The 16469-nt window shown below is 69.9% G+C and carries 16 protein-coding genes; 10 read left to right on the top strand and 6 right to left on the bottom strand.

Annotated elements, in window-relative coordinates; all coding sequences use genetic code 11:
* Positions 1-36 precede the first annotated feature (36 nt).
* Complete coding sequence (locus ACESMR_RS01620; RefSeq protein WP_373044495.1) at positions 37-1527, top strand: ATPase domain-containing protein; 1491 nt, start codon at positions 37-39, stop codon at positions 1525-1527.
* Positions 1520-2641: an ATP-binding protein gene (locus ACESMR_RS01625; RefSeq protein ID WP_373044497.1), complete on the top strand. Its 1122-nt coding sequence runs from the start codon at positions 1520-1522 to the stop codon at positions 2639-2641. Before ACESMR_RS01620 ends, ACESMR_RS01625 begins: the two co-directional genes overlap by 8 nt.
* Here the strand turns inward: ACESMR_RS01625 and ACESMR_RS01630 are convergent.
* The 5 genes from ACESMR_RS01630 to ACESMR_RS01650 all read right to left on the bottom strand — a co-directional run bounded on the left by ACESMR_RS01630 (position 2638) and on the right by ACESMR_RS01650 (position 7733).
* Positions 2638-3306, bottom strand: coding sequence for an RES family NAD+ phosphorylase (locus ACESMR_RS01630; RefSeq protein ID WP_373044499.1), 669 nt, complete (start codon positions 3304-3306; stop codon positions 2638-2640). The two genes, ACESMR_RS01625 and ACESMR_RS01630, sit on opposite strands and share 4 nt — an antisense overlap.
* A 49-nt stretch (positions 3307-3355) precedes the next feature.
* Positions 3356-3733: an antitoxin Xre/MbcA/ParS toxin-binding domain-containing protein gene (locus ACESMR_RS01635; RefSeq protein ID WP_373044501.1), complete on the bottom strand. Its 378-nt coding sequence runs from the start codon at positions 3731-3733 to the stop codon at positions 3356-3358.
* Between the two features lie 80 nt (positions 3734-3813).
* Positions 3814-4308: a gluconokinase gene (locus tag ACESMR_RS01640; RefSeq protein WP_373044503.1), complete on the bottom strand. Its 495-nt coding sequence runs from the start codon at positions 4306-4308 to the stop codon at positions 3814-3816.
* The gene (gene gndA, locus ACESMR_RS01645) at positions 4305-5696 is read right to left on the bottom strand and encodes an NADP-dependent phosphogluconate dehydrogenase (protein ID WP_373044505.1); all 1392 of its coding nucleotides are present in this window, start codon (positions 5694-5696) and stop codon (positions 4305-4307) included. Before gndA ends, ACESMR_RS01640 begins: the two co-directional genes overlap by 4 nt.
* Positions 5697-5765: 69 nt before the next feature.
* Positions 5766-7733: an aconitase family protein gene (locus tag ACESMR_RS01650; RefSeq protein ID WP_373044507.1), complete on the bottom strand. Its 1968-nt coding sequence runs from the start codon at positions 7731-7733 to the stop codon at positions 5766-5768.
* A 124-nt stretch (positions 7734-7857) separates the two neighbouring features.
* Here ACESMR_RS01650 and ACESMR_RS01655 point away from each other — a divergent pair, with 124 nt between their 5' ends.
* The 6 genes from ACESMR_RS01655 (at position 7858) to ACESMR_RS01680 (ending at position 12717) form a co-directional block, all read left to right on the top strand.
* On the top strand, positions 7858-8409 hold the full coding sequence (locus ACESMR_RS01655; RefSeq protein ID WP_373044509.1) for a DUF3332 domain-containing protein: 552 nt from the start codon (positions 7858-7860) through the stop codon (positions 8407-8409).
* A gap of 87 nt (positions 8410-8496) precedes the next feature.
* Complete coding sequence (locus ACESMR_RS01660; RefSeq protein WP_373044511.1) at positions 8497-8946, top strand: MarR family winged helix-turn-helix transcriptional regulator; 450 nt, start codon at positions 8497-8499, stop codon at positions 8944-8946.
* Entirely contained in the window at positions 8943-9464 is a 522-nt protein-coding gene (locus ACESMR_RS01665; RefSeq protein WP_373044513.1) for a hypothetical protein, read from the top strand. Before ACESMR_RS01660 ends, ACESMR_RS01665 begins: the two co-directional genes overlap by 4 nt.
* Positions 9465-9756: 292 nt before the next feature.
* Positions 9757-10821, top strand: a complete 1065-nt coding sequence (locus ACESMR_RS01670; RefSeq protein WP_373044515.1) for an isocitrate/isopropylmalate dehydrogenase family protein — start codon at positions 9757-9759, stop codon at positions 10819-10821.
* Positions 10818-11480 (top strand): hypothetical protein, encoded by a 663-nt coding sequence (locus ACESMR_RS01675; RefSeq protein ID WP_373044516.1) that lies wholly within the window; start codon positions 10818-10820, stop codon positions 11478-11480. Before ACESMR_RS01670 ends, ACESMR_RS01675 begins: the two co-directional genes overlap by 4 nt.
* A gap of 37 nt (positions 11481-11517) precedes the next feature.
* The gene (locus tag ACESMR_RS01680) at positions 11518-12717 is read left to right on the top strand and encodes an acetyl-CoA C-acetyltransferase (protein WP_373044518.1); all 1200 of its coding nucleotides are present in this window, start codon (positions 11518-11520) and stop codon (positions 12715-12717) included.
* 214 nt (positions 12718-12931) lie between these two features.
* Here ACESMR_RS01680 and ACESMR_RS01685 read toward each other — a convergent pair whose 3' ends face one another.
* A complete protein-coding gene (locus ACESMR_RS01685; RefSeq protein WP_373044520.1) occupies positions 12932-14221 on the bottom strand; it encodes a hypothetical protein in 1290 nt (429 codons plus the stop codon).
* Positions 14222-14785: 564 nt separating this feature from the next.
* Between ACESMR_RS01685 and ACESMR_RS01690 the strand changes: the two genes are divergently transcribed.
* Together ACESMR_RS01690 and ACESMR_RS01695 are read left to right on the top strand one after the other, a co-directional pair.
* Positions 14786-16060 (top strand): LeuA family protein, encoded by a 1275-nt coding sequence (locus tag ACESMR_RS01690; protein WP_373044521.1) that lies wholly within the window; start codon positions 14786-14788, stop codon positions 16058-16060.
* Between the two features lie 155 nt (positions 16061-16215).
* Complete coding sequence (locus ACESMR_RS01695) at positions 16216-16416, top strand: hypothetical protein (RefSeq protein ID WP_373044523.1); 201 nt, start codon at positions 16216-16218, stop codon at positions 16414-16416.
* The last annotated feature ends 53 nt before the right edge of the window (positions 16417-16469 follow it).

Genomic DNA, 16469 nt, shown 5'->3' on the forward strand with positions numbered 1-16469 from the left:
AAGGAGGCGGCCCTGGCAAAATACGACGCGCATCGGATGGCGACGGGCGTCCCCGGCCTCGACGAGGTCCTCGCTGGCGGCCTGCCCGCGGGCAGGATGTACCTGGTCGCCGGTGATCCCGGCGCGGGGAAGACGACCCTCGGCCTGCAATTCCTGCTCGAGGGGCGTGACCGGGGCGAAGCCTGCCTCTACATCACGCTCTCGGAGACGGCGGCCGAGCTGCGCAGCAGCGCCGCCTCCCACGGCTGGTCCCTCGACGGAATCGAGATCCTCGACCTGCAGTCCGGCCAGGGAACCGGCCGCGCGGACGCCCACTACACCATCCTCCATCCGGCCGAGGTCGAGCTCGGCGACACGATGCGGACGATCGTCGAGCGGATCGAGGAGCTTCGGCCCAGGCGTGTCTGCTTCGATTCGCTCTCGGAGGTGCGCCTGCTCTCGCGGGAGTCGCTCCGCTTCCGCCGGGAGGTCCTCGCCCTCAAGCAGGCCCTCGCGCCGTCCGGCGCCACGGTGCTCCTGGTGGACTACCGGACCCGCGAGTCCCGCGACATCCACATCGAGAGCCTCGTCCACGGCATCTTCGAGCTCGAGCACCACACCATCGAGTTCGGCAGCGAGCGGCGCCGGATCTCGGTCCGCAAGTTGCGCGGCAGCGAGTTCCGCGGCGGTCACCACGACTACCGGATCCGCAAGGGAGGCATCGCCGTCTTCCCGCGGATCATCGCGGCGGAGAGCCGCAACGACTACACGCCACAAGCTTTTCCGAGCGGAATCGCCGGCCTCGACGAGCTCCTCGGCGGCGGCGTCGGAACCGGCACCAGCACCATGCTCCTCGGCCCCTCCGGCGTGGGAAAGAGCACCCTCGCATCGACCTGGGCCCTCGCAGCGGCGGAGCGCGGGGAGCGTGCGGTGGTCTACCTCTTCGACGAGGGACCCTCGACGTGGGTGAGCCGCCTGCGCTCCCTCGGCCTCGATCCCCACCGCCATCTCGACTCGGGACGGATCGTCCTCTCGCCGGTCGATCCCGCCGAGATGAGCCCCGGCCAGTTCGCGTCGCTGGTGCAGGAGCAGGCGGTCTCGCACCGCGCGAGGGTCGTGCTCATCGACAGCATCAACGGCTATCTCAATGCCATGCCGGCGGCGGAGTTCCTCGGGCTCCACCTCCACGAGCTCCTGCAGATGCTCAACCACCACGAGGTGGTGACCCTCCTCGTTCTCGCGCAGCACGGGATCCTCGGCCAGGGCGTGCGCTCGCCGATCGAGCTCAGCTACCTCGCCGACGCGGTGGTGCTGCTCCGCTATTTCGAGGCCTTCGGCGAGGTCGGCAAGGCGCTGTCGGTGGTGAAGAAGCGCCACGGTCCCCACGAGCGAGCGATCCGCGAGCTGCGCCTCTCGACCGCCGGCGGGATCGACGTCGGCGGCCAGCTCACCGCCTTCCAGGGCGTGCTCGCCGGCAGCCTCGTCTTCAGCGGCGGCTGGCACGAGCGCGAGGAGCGCGTGGATCGCGAGGAGCACGACGGTGCCTGAACGCGTGCTCGTGCTCGCACCCACCGGGCGCGATTCGCAGCTGGTGCGCGGGCTGCTCCACGAGGCCGGCTACGAAGCAGCGGTCTGCCCCTCCTTCGACCACTTCCTCGAGGCGCTGGAGGAAGGTCCCGGCGCCGCCGTTCTCGCCGAGGAGGGGATGCCGCCGGCGGCGCTCGAGCGGCTGGTCTCCTTCATCGATCGCCAGCCGGCGTGGTCGGACCTGCCCTTCATTCTCCTGACCCTGCCGTCTGCCGCCAGGGCGGACGCGCTCTTCACCGCGCTCGGGCCGAGAGCGAACCTGCGCCTCCTCGAGCGGCCGCTGCACGCTGCGGTGCTCCTCGCCGCGGTGCGCTCGGCGGTGCGGGAGCGGCGGCGGCAATACCAGGTGCGCCAGCTGCTCGCCGAGCTCCAGGAGGCCGACAAACGCAAGACCGACTTCATGGCGCTTCTCGGCCACGAGCTCCGCAATCCCCTCGCCTCGATCCGGACCGCCGTGCAGCTGATCCAGCGCCGCGCCGGCGATCCGGCGGCGATGGAGCGGATGGGCGGTGTGCTCGACAGGCAGACCGACAACATCACCCGCATGCTCGACGACCTGATGGAGATCTCGCGGGTGGCGCAGGGCAAGATCCGCGTGGAGCCCGAGCCCACCGATCTGCGCCAGCTCGTCGCCGAATACCTGAGCGGTCTGCGGGCGCGTCCCGAGACCGAGGGGCGCGTGATCCGGGCAGAGCTGCCCGATCATCCGGTCGTGCTCGATCTCGACCCCGTGCGGATGGAGCAGGTGGTCGCCAACCTCGTCGTCAACGCGCTCAAATACACGCCCGCACCTGGCGGGGTGCACGTCTCGCTTCGCGAGGAGGGGGACGAGGTGCTCATCGAGGTCAAGGACGAGGGGATCGGCATCGACAAGGAGATGCTTCCCCGGATCTTCGAGGCGTTCATGCAGGTGGACGGCGCACGGCAGCTCTCGCAGGGCGGGCTCGGCCTCGGCCTCCCGCTGGTGCGCAGCCTGGTGGAGATGCATGGCGGCAGCATCCACGCCCACAGCGACGGAGCGAACACCGGCAGCGCCTTTACCGTCCGCCTGCCGCGGCGGCCCCTGCCGCATTAAATCGCGGGGCGGGGCAGGACAGCCTGTACCAGGAATTGCTCCCGCTCGAAGCGGTGCCGGGCCTGGGTGAAGTAGTCCCGCCGCACGATCTCCACGCCGGCCCTGGTGGCGATGCACCGCCAGGTCTGCGGCACCGTGGGCTTCTTGCGGGTGAAGACCCGCGAGGTGAAGAGCGCCACGTTGCGTCCCCCGTCGTCCGACCGCGCGGAGCCGAAGAGGAACATCTCCACGCCGTCCGCGCGCATCGCCGCGCCCAGCGCCTGCGTCGCCGCGTAGCTCGTCGCCGAGCGCAGGGCGAGCTGGTACTCGCGGAACGGGCCGGCGCCGAGATCGACGCAGCGTTCGCTGCGGATCCTTGCCTGGAAGGCCGAGAGCTCGACCTCGATCGGCTCGAGCTCGGCGCTCGTTCCCTCGAGGAAGAGGAGCCGGTAGTAGGCCACCTCCGCGAAGGCGGTGGCCAGCGCCTCCGAGCCGTACCAGAGCGAGGGCTCGTGGCGGGTGGCGAAGCGCGAGCCGTGGCGGAGCGGCGGGTGGCGGAAGGGGGTGGAGAGCAGGTAGTGGAGCCCCTCGGTCTCCCGCGGGACGGGCGGCTTCACCCCCTCGAGGAGCTCCTCGAGCAGCCCCTGCTCCTCGTCCGAATCGACCAGCTTGCGGGTGGCGATCACGTGCTGCGCCTCGACGACGCGCCACGGCGCACCCTCGAACGGCGCGCAGTTAGATCTTCCCCCGCATGCCGTCCAGATATTCGCCGACATGGACGAGCCCCCGCACGCTCTGCAGGAGCTCGAGTGGCACGCCCTGCAGGTGATCGTTGTACGCCCGCAGCCACGCCCTGCAGCGCGCCGCCTCCCCCCCCAGCAGCGCGTCGAGGCTGCGGAAGACGCGCACGAAGAGCAGGCCCAGCTCGCCCTCCTTCGACGCCGGGGCGAGCTTCTTCTGGCCGGACGCGATCCGCGAGAGCGTCGCTGCGCTCACGCCGACGATCGCTGCCAGCTCCTTCTGCGAAACGCCGAGGAGATCGGCGGCCCGCAGCACTGCGCGGGTCAGCACCTCGCTCGCCCGGACCGCCTCCGCCGCCGCTCGATCCACCACGTCCGCCTCCTTTCAAATGAAAGAATAGTCGGATGGGATTGCATCCGCAAGACGGAGGGGGCCAGGGTCGGCCGGCGGGTTCAAGGCCGCAGCCAGGCGGCGACCGACGCGGCGATCGCCGCGGGGCTCGCGGTCGCATCGACCACGAGCACGCCCTCCTCGCCATCCGGCGCTTCCAGCGTGGCGAGCTGGCTCTCGAGCAGCGCGGGCGGCAGGAAATGGCCCTGCCTCGCCCGGAGCCGCTCGCGCAGTGCATCTGGCGGCGCGTCGAGGTGAACGAAACGGATCCCGGGTACGGCCGACCGGAACCGCGCGCGGTAGCTTCGCTTCAGGGCGGAGGAGGCGACGACCAGACTCTCGCCACCTGCGTCGGCAGCTACGACCAGGTCGGCGAGGGTGGCGAGCCAGGGGTCGCGGTCCGCGTCGTCGAGCGGCAGGCCGGCCGCCATCTTCTCCCGGTTGGTAGTGGGGTGGACCGCGTCGCCGTCGAGGAAGCGGGCGCCCAGGGTGGCAGCGACCGCCCGTCCTACCGTGCTCTTTCCCGCGCCGCAGACGCCCATCACCACGACGATCATCGTCCGCTCCAGTCGGCGTGGAAGTCGCCGGGGCGATCGACGCGGCGGAAGAGGTGGGCGCCGAAGGCGTCCCGCTGCGCGGCGATGAGGTTCGCTCCCAGCCTGCCGCTCCGCAGGCCATCCCACGCTTCGAGGGCGGAGGCGAGGGCAGGGGTCGGGAGCCCCGCCGCCAGCGCAGCTGCGACCGCCCGCCGCCAGGGCCCCTCCGCAGCGGCGAGCCGTGCGGCGAGGGCAGGGGCTGCCGTCGGATCCGGCGGCGCCTCCGGGGCGCGGCAGGCAGCGGCGATCACCGGAAGGAGCGCGCTGCGGAGGATGCAGCCCGCCCGCCACCCGTCGGCGACCGCAGCGCGATCGATCGCCCAGCCATTGGCACGGGAGGCGGCCTCGAGCAGGGCGAAGCCCTGCCCGAAGGCGGCGATGCGGGTGGCGAGCACCGCTTCTCCCAGCGCCGCGGCGAGATCTGCCGGCGGCTCGCGCGCAGGCGGCATGGGAAGGCGCGCCGCGAGCGCCCGCCGCGTCTCCACCTGCGCGGAGAGGTACCTGGCGAAGACCGCTGCGGCGAGGGTGGGGGCGTAGACGCCGAGCTCCAGCGCCGCTTCCACCGTCCAGCGGCCGGTGCCCTTCTGCCCGGCGACGTCGAGCACGCGATCGACGAGAGCGCCGCCGTCCTCCGTGGTGCGCAGCACCGAGGCGGCGAGGCCGGTGAGGAAGGAGGCGCCGAGATCCTCGTTCCAGCGATCGACCGCTGCGGCGATCGCTGCTGCGTCGAGGCCGGCGAGATCCCGCAGGAGGAGGTAGCCGTCCGCCAGCGCCTGCATCTCCGCGTACTCGATCCCGTTGTGGACCATCTTGACGAAGTGCCCGGCGCCGCCGGGACCGAAGCGGGCGGAGCAGTGCGCGCCGTCCTCTGCCCGTGCGGAAAGCGCGACGAGCACCGGCGCGATCCGCTCCCAGCCGTGCGAGTCGCCACCGCCCATGAAGGCGGCGCCGTGGCGGGCACCCGCGGCGCCGCCGGAGATCCCGACGCCGAGCAGGTGGACGCCGGCGCCAGCCAGCTCCCGCTGCCTGCGCTCGGTGTCGCGGTAGTGGGCGTTCCCGAGATCGACCACCACGTCGCCTGCTGCGAGGTGCGGCAGGAGCGAGGCGAGGAAGGCGTCGGTGGGCTCGCCGGCCTTGAGCAGCAGGAGGATGCGCCTGGGGGCGGCGAGCTGGGCGGCGAAGGAGGCGACGTCTTCCACCGCTTGCGGCAGCCCCGGCGCCGAGGCCGCCCAGCGATCCCTGGCCGCGGGCCAGGGATCGTGCACCGCCACGGAGAAGCCCTTCTCCGCTGCGTGGAGGGCGAGGTTGCTCCCCATCGCCCCCAGGCCGACGATCCCGACGTCGCGCATCACCGCTCCCTTCTTCCCGGAGCGGCTGATGCTGTGTGCGGTTGGCCGGCGCCGCAACCGCCGGCGCGATCAGCCGGCGCTGAGCACCGAGAAGACCCGGTTGCCGTGGCGCTGGATCGCGGGGACGAGGCCCCCCTCGCGGGCGAGGGCCTGGACCACCTGCGCCAGGGGCTGGGCGGCGAAGCTTCGGCCCGAGCCCACGTGGGTGACGGTGCCGCCGGCGAGATCCACCGCGATCTCCTCGCCTTCCCCGGCCAGCTCGTAGAAGGCCTCGTCCTTCACCACGAGGTAGGGCAGGGCCTCGTTGACGAGGTTGCGCTTGTGGATGAAGGCGTAGCTCTTCGCGATCACCGCCTGCACGCCGGCGCCCTTCAGCGCCCACACCGCGTGCTCGCGGGAGGAGCCGGAGCCCCAGCCCTCGCCGGCGACGATGACGTTGCGGCCTTCCTTCGCGCGGCCGACGAACTCCGGGCGCACGAAGTGGAAACACTTGGCACCGATCTCGGCGAGATCGGTGAGGTGGCAGAAGTCGCCCGGGATGATCGCGTCGGTGTCGACAGAGTCGCCGAAGCGCTGCACGCCGCCGCGCAGCACCTGGGCGTCGGCGTTCGCCGCGCCGGCCGCGCCGCCTGCGTGGGCGGGAGCGATCGCCACCTCCGGCTCGGTGGTCCGAATCTCGGGGAGGAGGCGGTTCTTGCGGCGGAGCAGCTCGGCGTAGCGCTCCTGGTCGACGCCGGCGAGGAGCGGCCGCGGATCGGCGACCTTCATCATCGTCGCCGAGGCGGCGACGGTGGCGGCGGAGGCCAGGTAGGCGAAGGAGCCCTCGCCCATGCGGTTCTCGAAGTTGCGGTTCTGCGAGGTGATCCAGTGCTCACCCTTCTCGGCGCGCTCGGAGGCGATGCCGAGGCACATCGAGCAGCCCGGAGGCCCGACGCGGAAGCCCGCCTTCTCGTAGATGGCGAGGAGGCCGGTCTCGCGCAGGTGCGACATGATCGCGAGATCGCCCGGGACGACGAGGCGCTTCTGCGTCGCCACCGGCTTCATCCCCTGCGCCAGCGCCTGCTCGAGGACGAGGGCGCCCAGCACCAGCTCCTCCTCGGTGGTGGTGCAGGCGCCGATGAAGGCCCCCTGCAGCTCCATGCCCAGCATCGTCTCCACGCCGAAGACGTTGTCCGGCGAGAAGGGCCTGGCGATCACCGGGCCGAGCTTCGAGAGATCGATCCGGAAGCGCTCGAGGTAGGGGGCGTCGTCGTCGGCGCGGAAATAGCGGCCGGCGTCGTTGTGCGAGTTGCGCCGGGAGACCCAGTCCGCCACCACCGCGTCGGGCTCGAAGATGCCGTTCAGGCCGCCGAACTCCGCGGTCATGTTGGCGATGGTGAAGCGCACGTCGGTGGACCACTTGCGCACCGCCTCGCCGCGGTACTCGACGCTGCGCTCCATCGCCACGGTGTTGCGGCCGAGCTTGCCCAGGGTCTCGAGGATCACGTCCTTGCCGCCGATGCCGAAGGGCAGCTCACCCTCGTAGTCGACGGCGATCGCCTCCGGCACCTCGATCCAGGACTCGCCGAGGACCATGGCGGCGGTGATGTCCGCGCCGCCGAGGCCGATGGCGAAGGCGCCCATGCCGCCGTGGGAGGAGGTGTGGGAGTCGGCGCCGAGGACCACCTCGCCCGGCTGCACGAGATCCCGGTAGAAGCGGGTGTGGAGGATGGTCTCGTTCGCGTCGTAGAAGTGCTGGATGCCGCTCTCCTTCGCGAAGTCGCGGGAGAGCTGGGTGAGCTTCTGGGCGCGCTTGTCGCTGGCGAGGGTCACCGGATCGACGGTGTGGTCGATTGCCAGGTAGAACCGCTCCCGGTCGTGGACGGCGGGCTTGCCGAGGAGCTCCCAGGTCCGGGCCATGCCGTTCCACGCGAGCTCGCTGGCGATGGTCCAGTCGACTTTGATCCGCAGGACGTCACCCGCCTCCACCCAGGGGCGGGGGTGCCCGATGGCATGGGCGGCGAGGATCTTCTGGGTCAGCGTCATCGGCTTGCGCATGCGTCCACCTGAACCCGCGCGGGTCGTACCCCGCGGTGTTTTTCTGGTTGCTCCTGCCCCGAAAAGGCCGCAGCACTCTAGACCGCTGACCAGGCTCGTTCAACGACGGAACCGGAGTGACACCATGCGCCGTGTACTTCTCGTGCTCTCTGCCATCGCCCTGACCCAGTCCGCCTGCTTCGGATCGTTCGCCGCGACCCGCTCCCTCTACCAGTTCAACAAGGGTGTCTCCGGCGACAAATGGGTGCGGTGGCTCGCCTTCCTCGGCCTCACCATCATCCCCGCCTACCAGCTCTTCGCGTTGGGCGACGCGCTCATCTTCAACTCGATCGAGTTCTGGGGCGGCTCCAACCCGATCAACGCCGACGCCTCCGAGCCCCGGGTGCGCGAGGTGATGCTCGCCGACGGCTCCACCGCCCGCCTCGTCGACGAGGGCGACACCCTGCGGATCGAGCAGGGCGACCAGGTGCTCGTGCTGCAGCGCGTCGGCACCGAGCTCACCCTCGCCACCGGCGACGGCACGGTGATCTCCACCGTGCGTGAAGGGCAGGGCGGCGCCGTCGAGGTGGTCGATGCCGAGGGCAATGTCGACGTGGTCCGCGCCGACGAGCTCGCAGCAGCAGGCGAGACCCCGGCGCAGGTGACCGCCTGGGCCCTGGCACGCGCCGGCAACTGAAGGCCCGCGGAGGGCGGCGGACGACGCCGCCCTCTCTCTTGGCGAGATGGTTGCGTCCGCAACCATGACGCGATAGGGATCACGCCGGTGACAGGTGACCCTGCAGCAGCGCTCCGCGCCTCGATCCAGCATTTCGTGCGGCAATTCGGCCTGCTCGAGGGCGGCGATCGGACGCCGTGCGGCAAGCACCTGCCGGTTTCGCATGCGCAAGCGCTGCAGGTGCTGCTGGGGGCTGCCGATCCTCCGACCCAGGCCGACCTGGGCGGGGTCCTCGGCATCGACAAGAGCAACGTCGCGCGCCTCTGCGCCCGGCTCGAGGCATCGGGGCATCTGTCGCAGGAGCGTTGCCCCGAGGACGCGCGGGCGCGCCGGCTGCGGCTCACCGCGAAGGGCCGGCGCTTCGCAGCGGAGGTGGACGAGGCGAGCCGGGCGCGTTTCGCCACGATGCTCGCGGCCATCCCCGAAGAGCGCCGGGAAGAGACGATCCGCGCGCTTCGCCTGCTCGGCGAGGCAGCTTCGAAGGCGAGGGTGGGATGACGAGAGGATTCGCAGGGTTGGTGATGATGGCGCTGGTGGCTTGCAGCACGCCGGAGCCGGAGCAGGCGGCGCCGCCGCCGGCGCATCCACAGCAGGCGCTCGACGCGCTCGACGCACGCACGCCGCTGCCGCTGCTGCCGGTGATGGCACTCCACCAGAAGCAGAACATGCAGGAGCACCTCGTCGCCGTGCACGAGGTGGTCGGCGCCCTCGCCCGGGGGGATCACGCCGCAGCGGCCGCCGCCGCGAAGCGTCTCGGCACCTCCGAGGAGATGACCCGCCAGTGCAACCACATGGGAGCGGGTGCCCCGGGCTTCACCGAGCGGGCCCTGGCCTTCCACCGCACCGCCGACACGGTGGTCGAGGCGGCCAATGCCGGCGACACGAAGGCCACGCTCGCCGCCCTCGATCGCACCCTCGCCACCTGCACCTCCTGCCACGCCACCTGGCGGCAGCAGGTGGTGGACGAGGCCACCTTCGCCCGACTCGGCACGACGCCGCCCCACCACGGGCCGTAGACCCACATCCATTCGATCGGATGGATTCTGGTGTGCTCCGGGCCTCCTACGCAGCAGTCGGCTCGATTTCCATTCGAACGAGTGGATTCCGCCGATGCTTGCGACCTCCGCCCCGGGCCACGAAGCAAGCGCTCGACGATGGAAAAGCGCCTCGCCCAGCTCTCGGCATGAACGTCGGCTTGCCTTGACCAGCCGAGCAGGCGCCCCATATCGTCGGGCCCCTTCCATCCTTGCGCCCACGCGGCGCAGCAACGGCGGGGGCCGCCCGGCCTCCCGGACGAGGTCTACGAAGATGGCGCGGATTGCGGTGATCCCGGGTGACGGCATCGGCAAGGAAGTGGCACCCGAGGGCGTGAAGCTCCTCGAGCAGATCGCCGCGCTGCGGGGCCTCGACCTGCAGTTCAACCACTTCGACTACGGCGCCGATCGCTTCCTCGCCGACGGCACCACGCTGCCCCCCGAGGCGATCGCCGACTTCCGCGACAACTACCAGGCGATCCTCTTCGGCGCGGTGGGCGACCCGCGGGTGCCGGACTCCCGCCACGCCCGCGAGATCCTCCTCGCCCTGCGCTTCCAGCTCGACCTCTACGTGAACCTCCGCCCGGTGAAGCTCCTCGCCGACCGCTTCTCGCCTCTGAGGAACAAGGGCACGAAGGAGATCCGCGGCGTCTTCTTCCGCGAGAACACCGAGGGCGTCTACGTCGACGTGGGCGGCACCTACAAGCAGGGCACGCCGGACGAGATCGCGGTCACCGAGGACGTGAACTCCCGCAAGGGCGTGGAGCGGATCTGCAGGGCGGCCCTCGACTACGCCCGCAGGCACGGCGTGAAGACCGTGTGGATGAGCGACAAGTCGAACGCCATGCGCCACGCCGGCGGCCTCTGGCAGCGCACCTGGAAGGAGCTGGCGAAGGAGTACGGCGACCTCGAGCTCAAGCACATGTACGTCGACGTGCTGGCGATGCAGATGGTCTTGAAGCCCGAGATGTTCCAGGTGGTGGTGACCAACAACCTCTTCGGCGACATCCTCACCGACATCGGCGCCGGCCTCGCCGGCGGCCTCGGCTTTGCCGCCTCCGCCAACCTGCACCCGGGCCGCATCGGCCTCTTCGAGCCGGTGCACGGCTCGGCGCCCGACATCGCCGGCACCGGCAAGGCCAACCCGATCGCCACCTTCCTCACCTGCGCGCTCCTCCTCGAGCACCTCGGCCACGACGCCGAGGCGCGGATCGTCGAGCAGGCGGTGGAGCTGGCGGTGGCCGAGAACGTGCTCACCCCGGACGTCGGCGGCGACAGGGATACCCAGGCCGTCGCGGCCTTCGTGCGGGCGCAGGTCGAGAGGTTGGCCAGGGCGTGAGCGGCGACGCGATCAAGCTCATCCTCTTCTTCGGCCTCCTCGGCTACCTGTTCTGGCGCAACCTGCCCGGCGCCCTGATCTTCGTCCGGCCCGCCTTCATCCGCTGCCGGATCCTCGGCGGCGCCGAGGCGGTGGAGGGTGCGATCCGCGGTCCGGCGATGCAGGAGATGACCGCCGAGATCGAGGAGCTGGGCTTCGAGCCGCTGGGCCTGATGGTGGAGCAGCGCCCCCTGCGCCGCGGCCGCCGGGAGCTGGTCTACGGGAACCCGGAGGCGCGGACCTTCGCCGTGATCGCGCCGGTGGGCAACGAGGCCTGGCTCCACTACGTGACGCCCTTCGATGGCGGCGCCACGGTGATCACCGCCGACTACCACTGGCCCTCGATCGAGGAGCCCGACTACCTGGCCGGCGGCCTGCCCGCAGGCAGCCCGCTGGAGATCCTCAACACGCACAAGCGGCGGGTGCAGCGCTTCGTCGACGAAGGCAGGAGCGTCGACGGGCGTTATACCCTCGAGGCCCGGGCCGAGGCCTGCGGCGCCTTCTACGCGAAGGGGCCCGGCAGGCGCGAAGTCCGCCGCCGCGAAGTCCGGGGCGTGATGTTCACCACCGCCGCGCTGATCATGGTCGTGCTGACCGTGGTCGACGCGGCCCGGCGCTGAAAGAGCGCGCCGACCGTTTCTCACAAGGAGTAGGCAGATGAAGAGCGCCGGCAACACCGAGATCGTCTTCCTCGCAGCGAAGCGCACGCCCTTCGGCACCTTCGGCGGAGCCCTGAAGGATCAGACCGCCACCGACCTCGCGGTCCACGCGGCGAAGGCCGCCCTGGAGCAGTCGGGCGTCTCGCCCGAGGACGTGGGCCACGTGATCGTGGGCAACGTGATCCAGACCTCTGCCGACGCGATCTACCTCGCCCGCCACGTCGGCCTGCGCGCGGGTCTTCCCCAGAAGGTCCCCGCCGTCACCGTGAACCGCCTTTGCGGCTCGGGCTTCGAGGCGATCGTGCAGGGCGCCCACCACCTCCTCCTCGGCGAGTCCGAGGTGGTGCTGGTCGGCGGCTCCGAGTCGATGTCGCAGGCGCCGCACATCATCCGCGGCGCCCGCTGGGGCATCCCGCTGGGCAAGGGCGGCATGGAGGACAGCCTCTGGAGCGCGCTCACCGACAGCTACACCGGCATGCCGATGGCGATGACCGCCGAGAAGCTCGCGGAGCAGCACTCGATCTCGCAGGACGAGGTGGACGATTTCTCGGTCCTCTCGCAGAAGCGCTGGGCCGCAGGGGTCGAGCAGGGCGCGTTCGCCAACGAGATCGCGCCGATGGATCTGCCCGGCCGCAAGCGGGGCGAGACCGTCCGCTTCGAGCGCGACGAGCATCCGCGCCCGCAGACCACGAAGGAGAGCCTCGCCAAGCTCCCCAAGGTCTTCAAGAAGGACGGCGTGATCCACGCAGGCGCCGCCTCCGGCATCTGCGACGGTGCCTCGATGCTGGTGATGGCGACCCGCGCCTACGCGGATCGCAAGGGCCTGAAGCCGATCGCGCGCCTGGTGAACTGGGGCGTCTCCGGCTGCGATCCGACGGTGATGGGCATCGGCCCGGTCCCCGCGATCCAGAACGCGCTGGAGCGGACCGGCACCAAGGTCGCGGACTACGGCCTCTTCGAGGTGAACGAGGCCTTCGCGCCGCAGTACCTCGCGGTGGAGAAGAGCCTCGGCCTGCCCCGCGAGAAGACCAACGTGAACGGCGGCGCCATCGCCCTCGGTCACCCGCTCGGCGCATCCGGCGCACGCATCACCACCCACCTCATCTACGAGCTCGCCCGCCGCGGCGAGAAGTACGGCATCGGCTCCGCCTGCATCGGCGGCGGCCAGGGGATCGCGGTGGTGGTCGAGGCGCTGTAAGGCGCGTATCGCGCTGGTGCAACGGAAGGGCGGTGCCGGAGTCGGCACCGCCCTTGCTTTTGGCGACGCATCGAACGAGCGGCGTCTCCGATCAGTCGGAAGCTCTACCCCTCTGCAGGCAGTGGCAGAACTGCACCGCCTGCAGGGCGAGAGCCAGCCTGGTCGTCGCGGGTGCGGCCACACACACGAGCTACCAGCGCGCAGAGACGCTTGGTCATTCGACCGGTGTGATCGGCTGTCCGATGAGATCCAGCTTGTCGAGGTCGTAGCGATAGACGGCGGAGAACTTGCCTACGTTTGCGCCCGGGAGCGTGTAAACCACGTAGAGGTGCTCGCCTGTCAGGCCAGCCTCCCAGACTTCGTGTCCGTCGATTCCACGGATATTCCGCATCGCCCAGTCGGTCGTGCGGGCCAGGAGGAGCCGCTGGCGGTCGGCCTGCGATTCGTACACCTCCTCCTTCCATACAGCGGCAATGTGATTGCCCCACGTGGAGATTTCTCGAACCCCCACGACTGGTCGGGGCCAGAAGACCGGCCCGAGGCGCAGCTTGGCGAGCGTTCCCTCGCCAGTTCGGTCAGCCACCCAGAACCTGCCGTTGGGCTGGTGCGAGGCGCAGGCATTCGCAGTCGAGAACCCCGCGACGTGGGTGTCGCTCAGGCCAACTGAGCAGGTATCGACTGGGATCTCGTCCAGGAGCGTGCGGACACCTCGGCCATCAGGCCTCCATGCTCGCACCCGTGAGCCGGCCTTCGCCTTTTCGAGTTCCGACCAGACGAGAAGGTCGTCAAGGCTCGCTCCCTTTGCGACGGAGAATCCCGCGTCTCCAGGGCGGTCGAGGATCGTGACCTCGCTCGAACCTGGCGTAACGGCAGCGCGGATCAGATTGCCGCAGAGGTAGAACGAGCGGCCCCCTGCTTCCATGTCTGCATGGTCGCACCAATCTGGGCTGAATCCCATCTCCTCAAAAGTCAGCCAGGGTAGCTGCCACTTCCACTCTCCTCGCTCGCGTTGCCAGACCCCCCGGATTTGTAGCGAGGGAGCAGGCTCGCGAGTTTTATATGCAGCAGCGAAGAGCGCGGAGCGCACGCGCAAGCTGGCGCCGCACCAAGCGAAGCCGTTCCGCTTGCTGATGACCTTCTGGACGGCGCTGCGCGTCAAGCCCGAGCTCAGATCAACCGTGCGCTGTACAAGAATGTGATACTTGTCGGTTCCGGTTCCGCCATGAGCGAAGTGGAGAAACGCTAGCGGGCTTCCGTTCTCGATCGAAATGCTTAGCTCTGGATAGGCAGCAATATCTCCATGCCCCTGGTACACATCCGCCCGCGTGCAACCCTCGCCGCAGCTCTCCCAGGTCAGTGGTGGGTAGCGGATACGATCGGGGTGCGCCTGTCGGATGTAGCAGAGTTCGTCCCACACCTCGTGCTGCGGCAGCAACGTCCAGGTGTCGGGGTCGTCGAGCCAGGCGACCTCGGCAGGCAGGTCCAACGGAGGGAACTGCTTCACCGGAGTGCTTCCGCCACTTCCGCCGGTTCCCGTGGCATGACCGCCTGTGCCGCCTTCGCCGGATCCGTGACCCCCAGCACCACCGCTGCCCCCCGGGCTGCTGGCTGGAGATTCGGACTCGGAAGGCGCGGGGGTGCTGCAGGCGGTGGCAAGAGCCACCACCTGCAGACCGAGAAGCATGATCCAGCGCTGTCTCAGAGCTCGGTGCACGGATTACCCGCCTCGAAACGGCCGGCTGCGACTTCGACGTAGCGGACACCGTCTGCATCCATCACCGGCTCGATGTGTGATTGTCGCTCACCAGCTCACTCGGCGCGGGGCGTGTTTGTCAACGGGGCGATGAGGAACTGCCTGGGCCTGTCTTGGGCGGGGCGCGAGGGCGGCATTCGCGCACGAGCGTATCGAGGGAGGATACCTTCCACCACACGTCGCGCAGGGCGTGCACTCCCGCCACCTTCCCGGTAGACTTCGAGTCTTCGCGCATCGTTCGTTGCAGCGCCCGCTTGAATCGCGGGGTTGCGAGAGGACCGCGGCCACGGCGGCGGTTATGGGAAGGGGCAGCAGATGAGCAAGTCGGCGGCGTTTCCGGAGAAGTACGAAGAGCTGATCTACGACTGGAACCGCCTCGACGTGGTGACGCCCCTCACCACCAAGCCCATCGACCTCTTCGACGAGTCGCTCCGCGACGGCCTGCAGTCGCCCTCCGTCGCCGACCCCGACATCGAGCAGAAGCTGCAGATCGTCCAGCTGATGGCGGACCTCGGCATCGCTGCAGCCGACGTCGGTCTGCCCTGCGCAGGGCCCCGCGCCTACGCGGACGTCACCGCCATCGCCACCTACGTGCGCGACCAGAAGCTGAAGCTCCGGGTCTGCGCCGCGGGCCGCACCATGGCGGGCGACATGGCGCCGATCGCCGACATCCAGCAGAAGACCGGCGTGCCGCTCACCGCCTATGCCTTCATCGGCTCCTCCCCGATCCGCCAGTACGCGGAGAATTGGAGCCTCGACCACATCCTCAAGGTCTCCGCCGAGGCGATCGACTTCTGCGTGAAGGAGAACCTCGACGTCTGCTACGTCACCGAGGACACCACCCGCTCCTCGCCGGTGACGCTCGACAAGCTCTTCCGCAACGCGATCGATCACGGCGCCTCGCGCCTCTGCCTCTGCGACACCGTGGGCCACGCCACCCCCGACGGCGTGCGCCGCCTCATCCAGTGGACGCAGGCGCTCATCCGCGGGATGGGCGCCAACGTGAAGATCGACTGGCACGGCCACAATGACCGGGGCCTCGCCGTGGTGAACACCATCTTCGCGCTGGAGTACGGTGCCGACCGGATCCACGGCACGGCGATGGGGATCGGCGAGCGGGTGGGCAACACCGCCATCGATCAGCTGCTCATGAACCTCAAGCTCCTCGGCGTGATCGACTGGGACCTCACCAGCCTGGTGCGCTACGTCGAGGCGGTCTCCGCAGCGACGAAGGTGCCGATCCCGGTGAACTACCCGCTGGTCGGCGGCGACGCCTTCCGCACCGCCACCGGCGTGCACGCAGCGGCGATCATCAAGGCCAAGCGCAAGGGCGACGAGTGGCTCGCCGACCGCGTCTACTCGGCGGTGCCCGCCGGCGAATTCGGCCGCGACCAGCTCATCGAGATCGGGCCGATGAGCGGCATGTCCAACGTGGGCTGGTGGCTCGAGCGCCACGGCGAGCCGGTGGACGAGGCGCTCTGCCGCTTCCTCCTCGCCAGGGCCAAGGCCTCGGACCGCACCCTGGGCGAGGGCGAGATCCGGTCGGCGATCGCCGAGTACCGGGCGGGAAGTGTCGCCACCGGAACGTGACTCCCTCGGAAGGGGAGGCTCCGAATCGGGTGGGAACTTCCTGCTTGAAACCGGAGCGCCCGGAAGGAAAGAATCGGTGTTCTTCAACCCCAGGGGGGCCGCTGCGGTGGAGCAGGGCCGATTGGCTGGGTGGCGTTTGCAGAGGAGGCGAGGGGATGAACCACTTCACCGGGGTCAAGGTCTTCTCGACCACGCTGGCACGTGATCGCGAGAGCATGGGCGAGAACATCACCCGCTGGCTTCGCGAGAACGCGGGGATCGAGATCCTCGACAAGGTCGTGACGCAGTCCTCCGACAAGGAGTTCCACTGCCTCACGATCACGCTCTTCTACCGCGAGAAGGCGATCGATCGCTGAACGCGGCGGCAACGATCGGTTGCCTCCTCGGCCAGCGGTCATAGACTGTCCTC

It is taken from the genome of Vulgatibacter sp. (genome assembly GCF_041687135.1).
Classification (GTDB): Bacteria; Myxococcota; Myxococcia; order Myxococcales; family Vulgatibacteraceae; genus JAWLCN01.

Bases quoted from the DNA above. Each gene is read 5' to 3' on its own strand.
- ACESMR_RS01680 (WP_373044518.1), top strand. From the start codon at position 11,518: ATGAAGAGCGCCGGCAACACCGAGATCGTCTTCCTCGCAGCGAAGCGC.
- ACESMR_RS01665 (WP_373044513.1), top strand. From the start codon at position 8,943: ATGACGAGAGGATTCGCAGGGTTGGTGATGATGGCGCTGGTGGCTTGC.
- ACESMR_RS01620 (WP_373044495.1), top strand. From the start codon at position 37: ATGGCGACGGGCGTCCCCGGCCTCGACGAGGTCCTCGCTGGCGGCCTG.
- ACESMR_RS01670 (WP_373044515.1), top strand. From the start codon at position 9,757: ATGGCGCGGATTGCGGTGATCCCGGGTGACGGCATCGGCAAGGAAGTG.
- ACESMR_RS01640 (WP_373044503.1), bottom strand. From the start codon at position 4,308: ATGATCGTCGTGGTGATGGGCGTCTGCGGCGCGGGAAAGAGCACGGTA.
- ACESMR_RS01655 (WP_373044509.1), top strand. From the start codon at position 7,858: ATGCGCCGTGTACTTCTCGTGCTCTCTGCCATCGCCCTGACCCAGTCC.
- ACESMR_RS01690 (WP_373044521.1), top strand. From the start codon at position 14,786: ATGAGCAAGTCGGCGGCGTTTCCGGAGAAGTACGAAGAGCTGATCTAC.
- gndA (WP_373044505.1), bottom strand. From the start codon at position 5,696: ATGCGCGACGTCGGGATCGTCGGCCTGGGGGCGATGGGGAGCAACCTC.
- ACESMR_RS01650 (WP_373044507.1), bottom strand. From the start codon at position 7,733: ATGCGCAAGCCGATGACGCTGACCCAGAAGATCCTCGCCGCCCATGCC.
- ACESMR_RS01695 (WP_373044523.1), top strand. From the start codon at position 16,216: ATGAACCACTTCACCGGGGTCAAGGTCTTCTCGACCACGCTGGCACGT.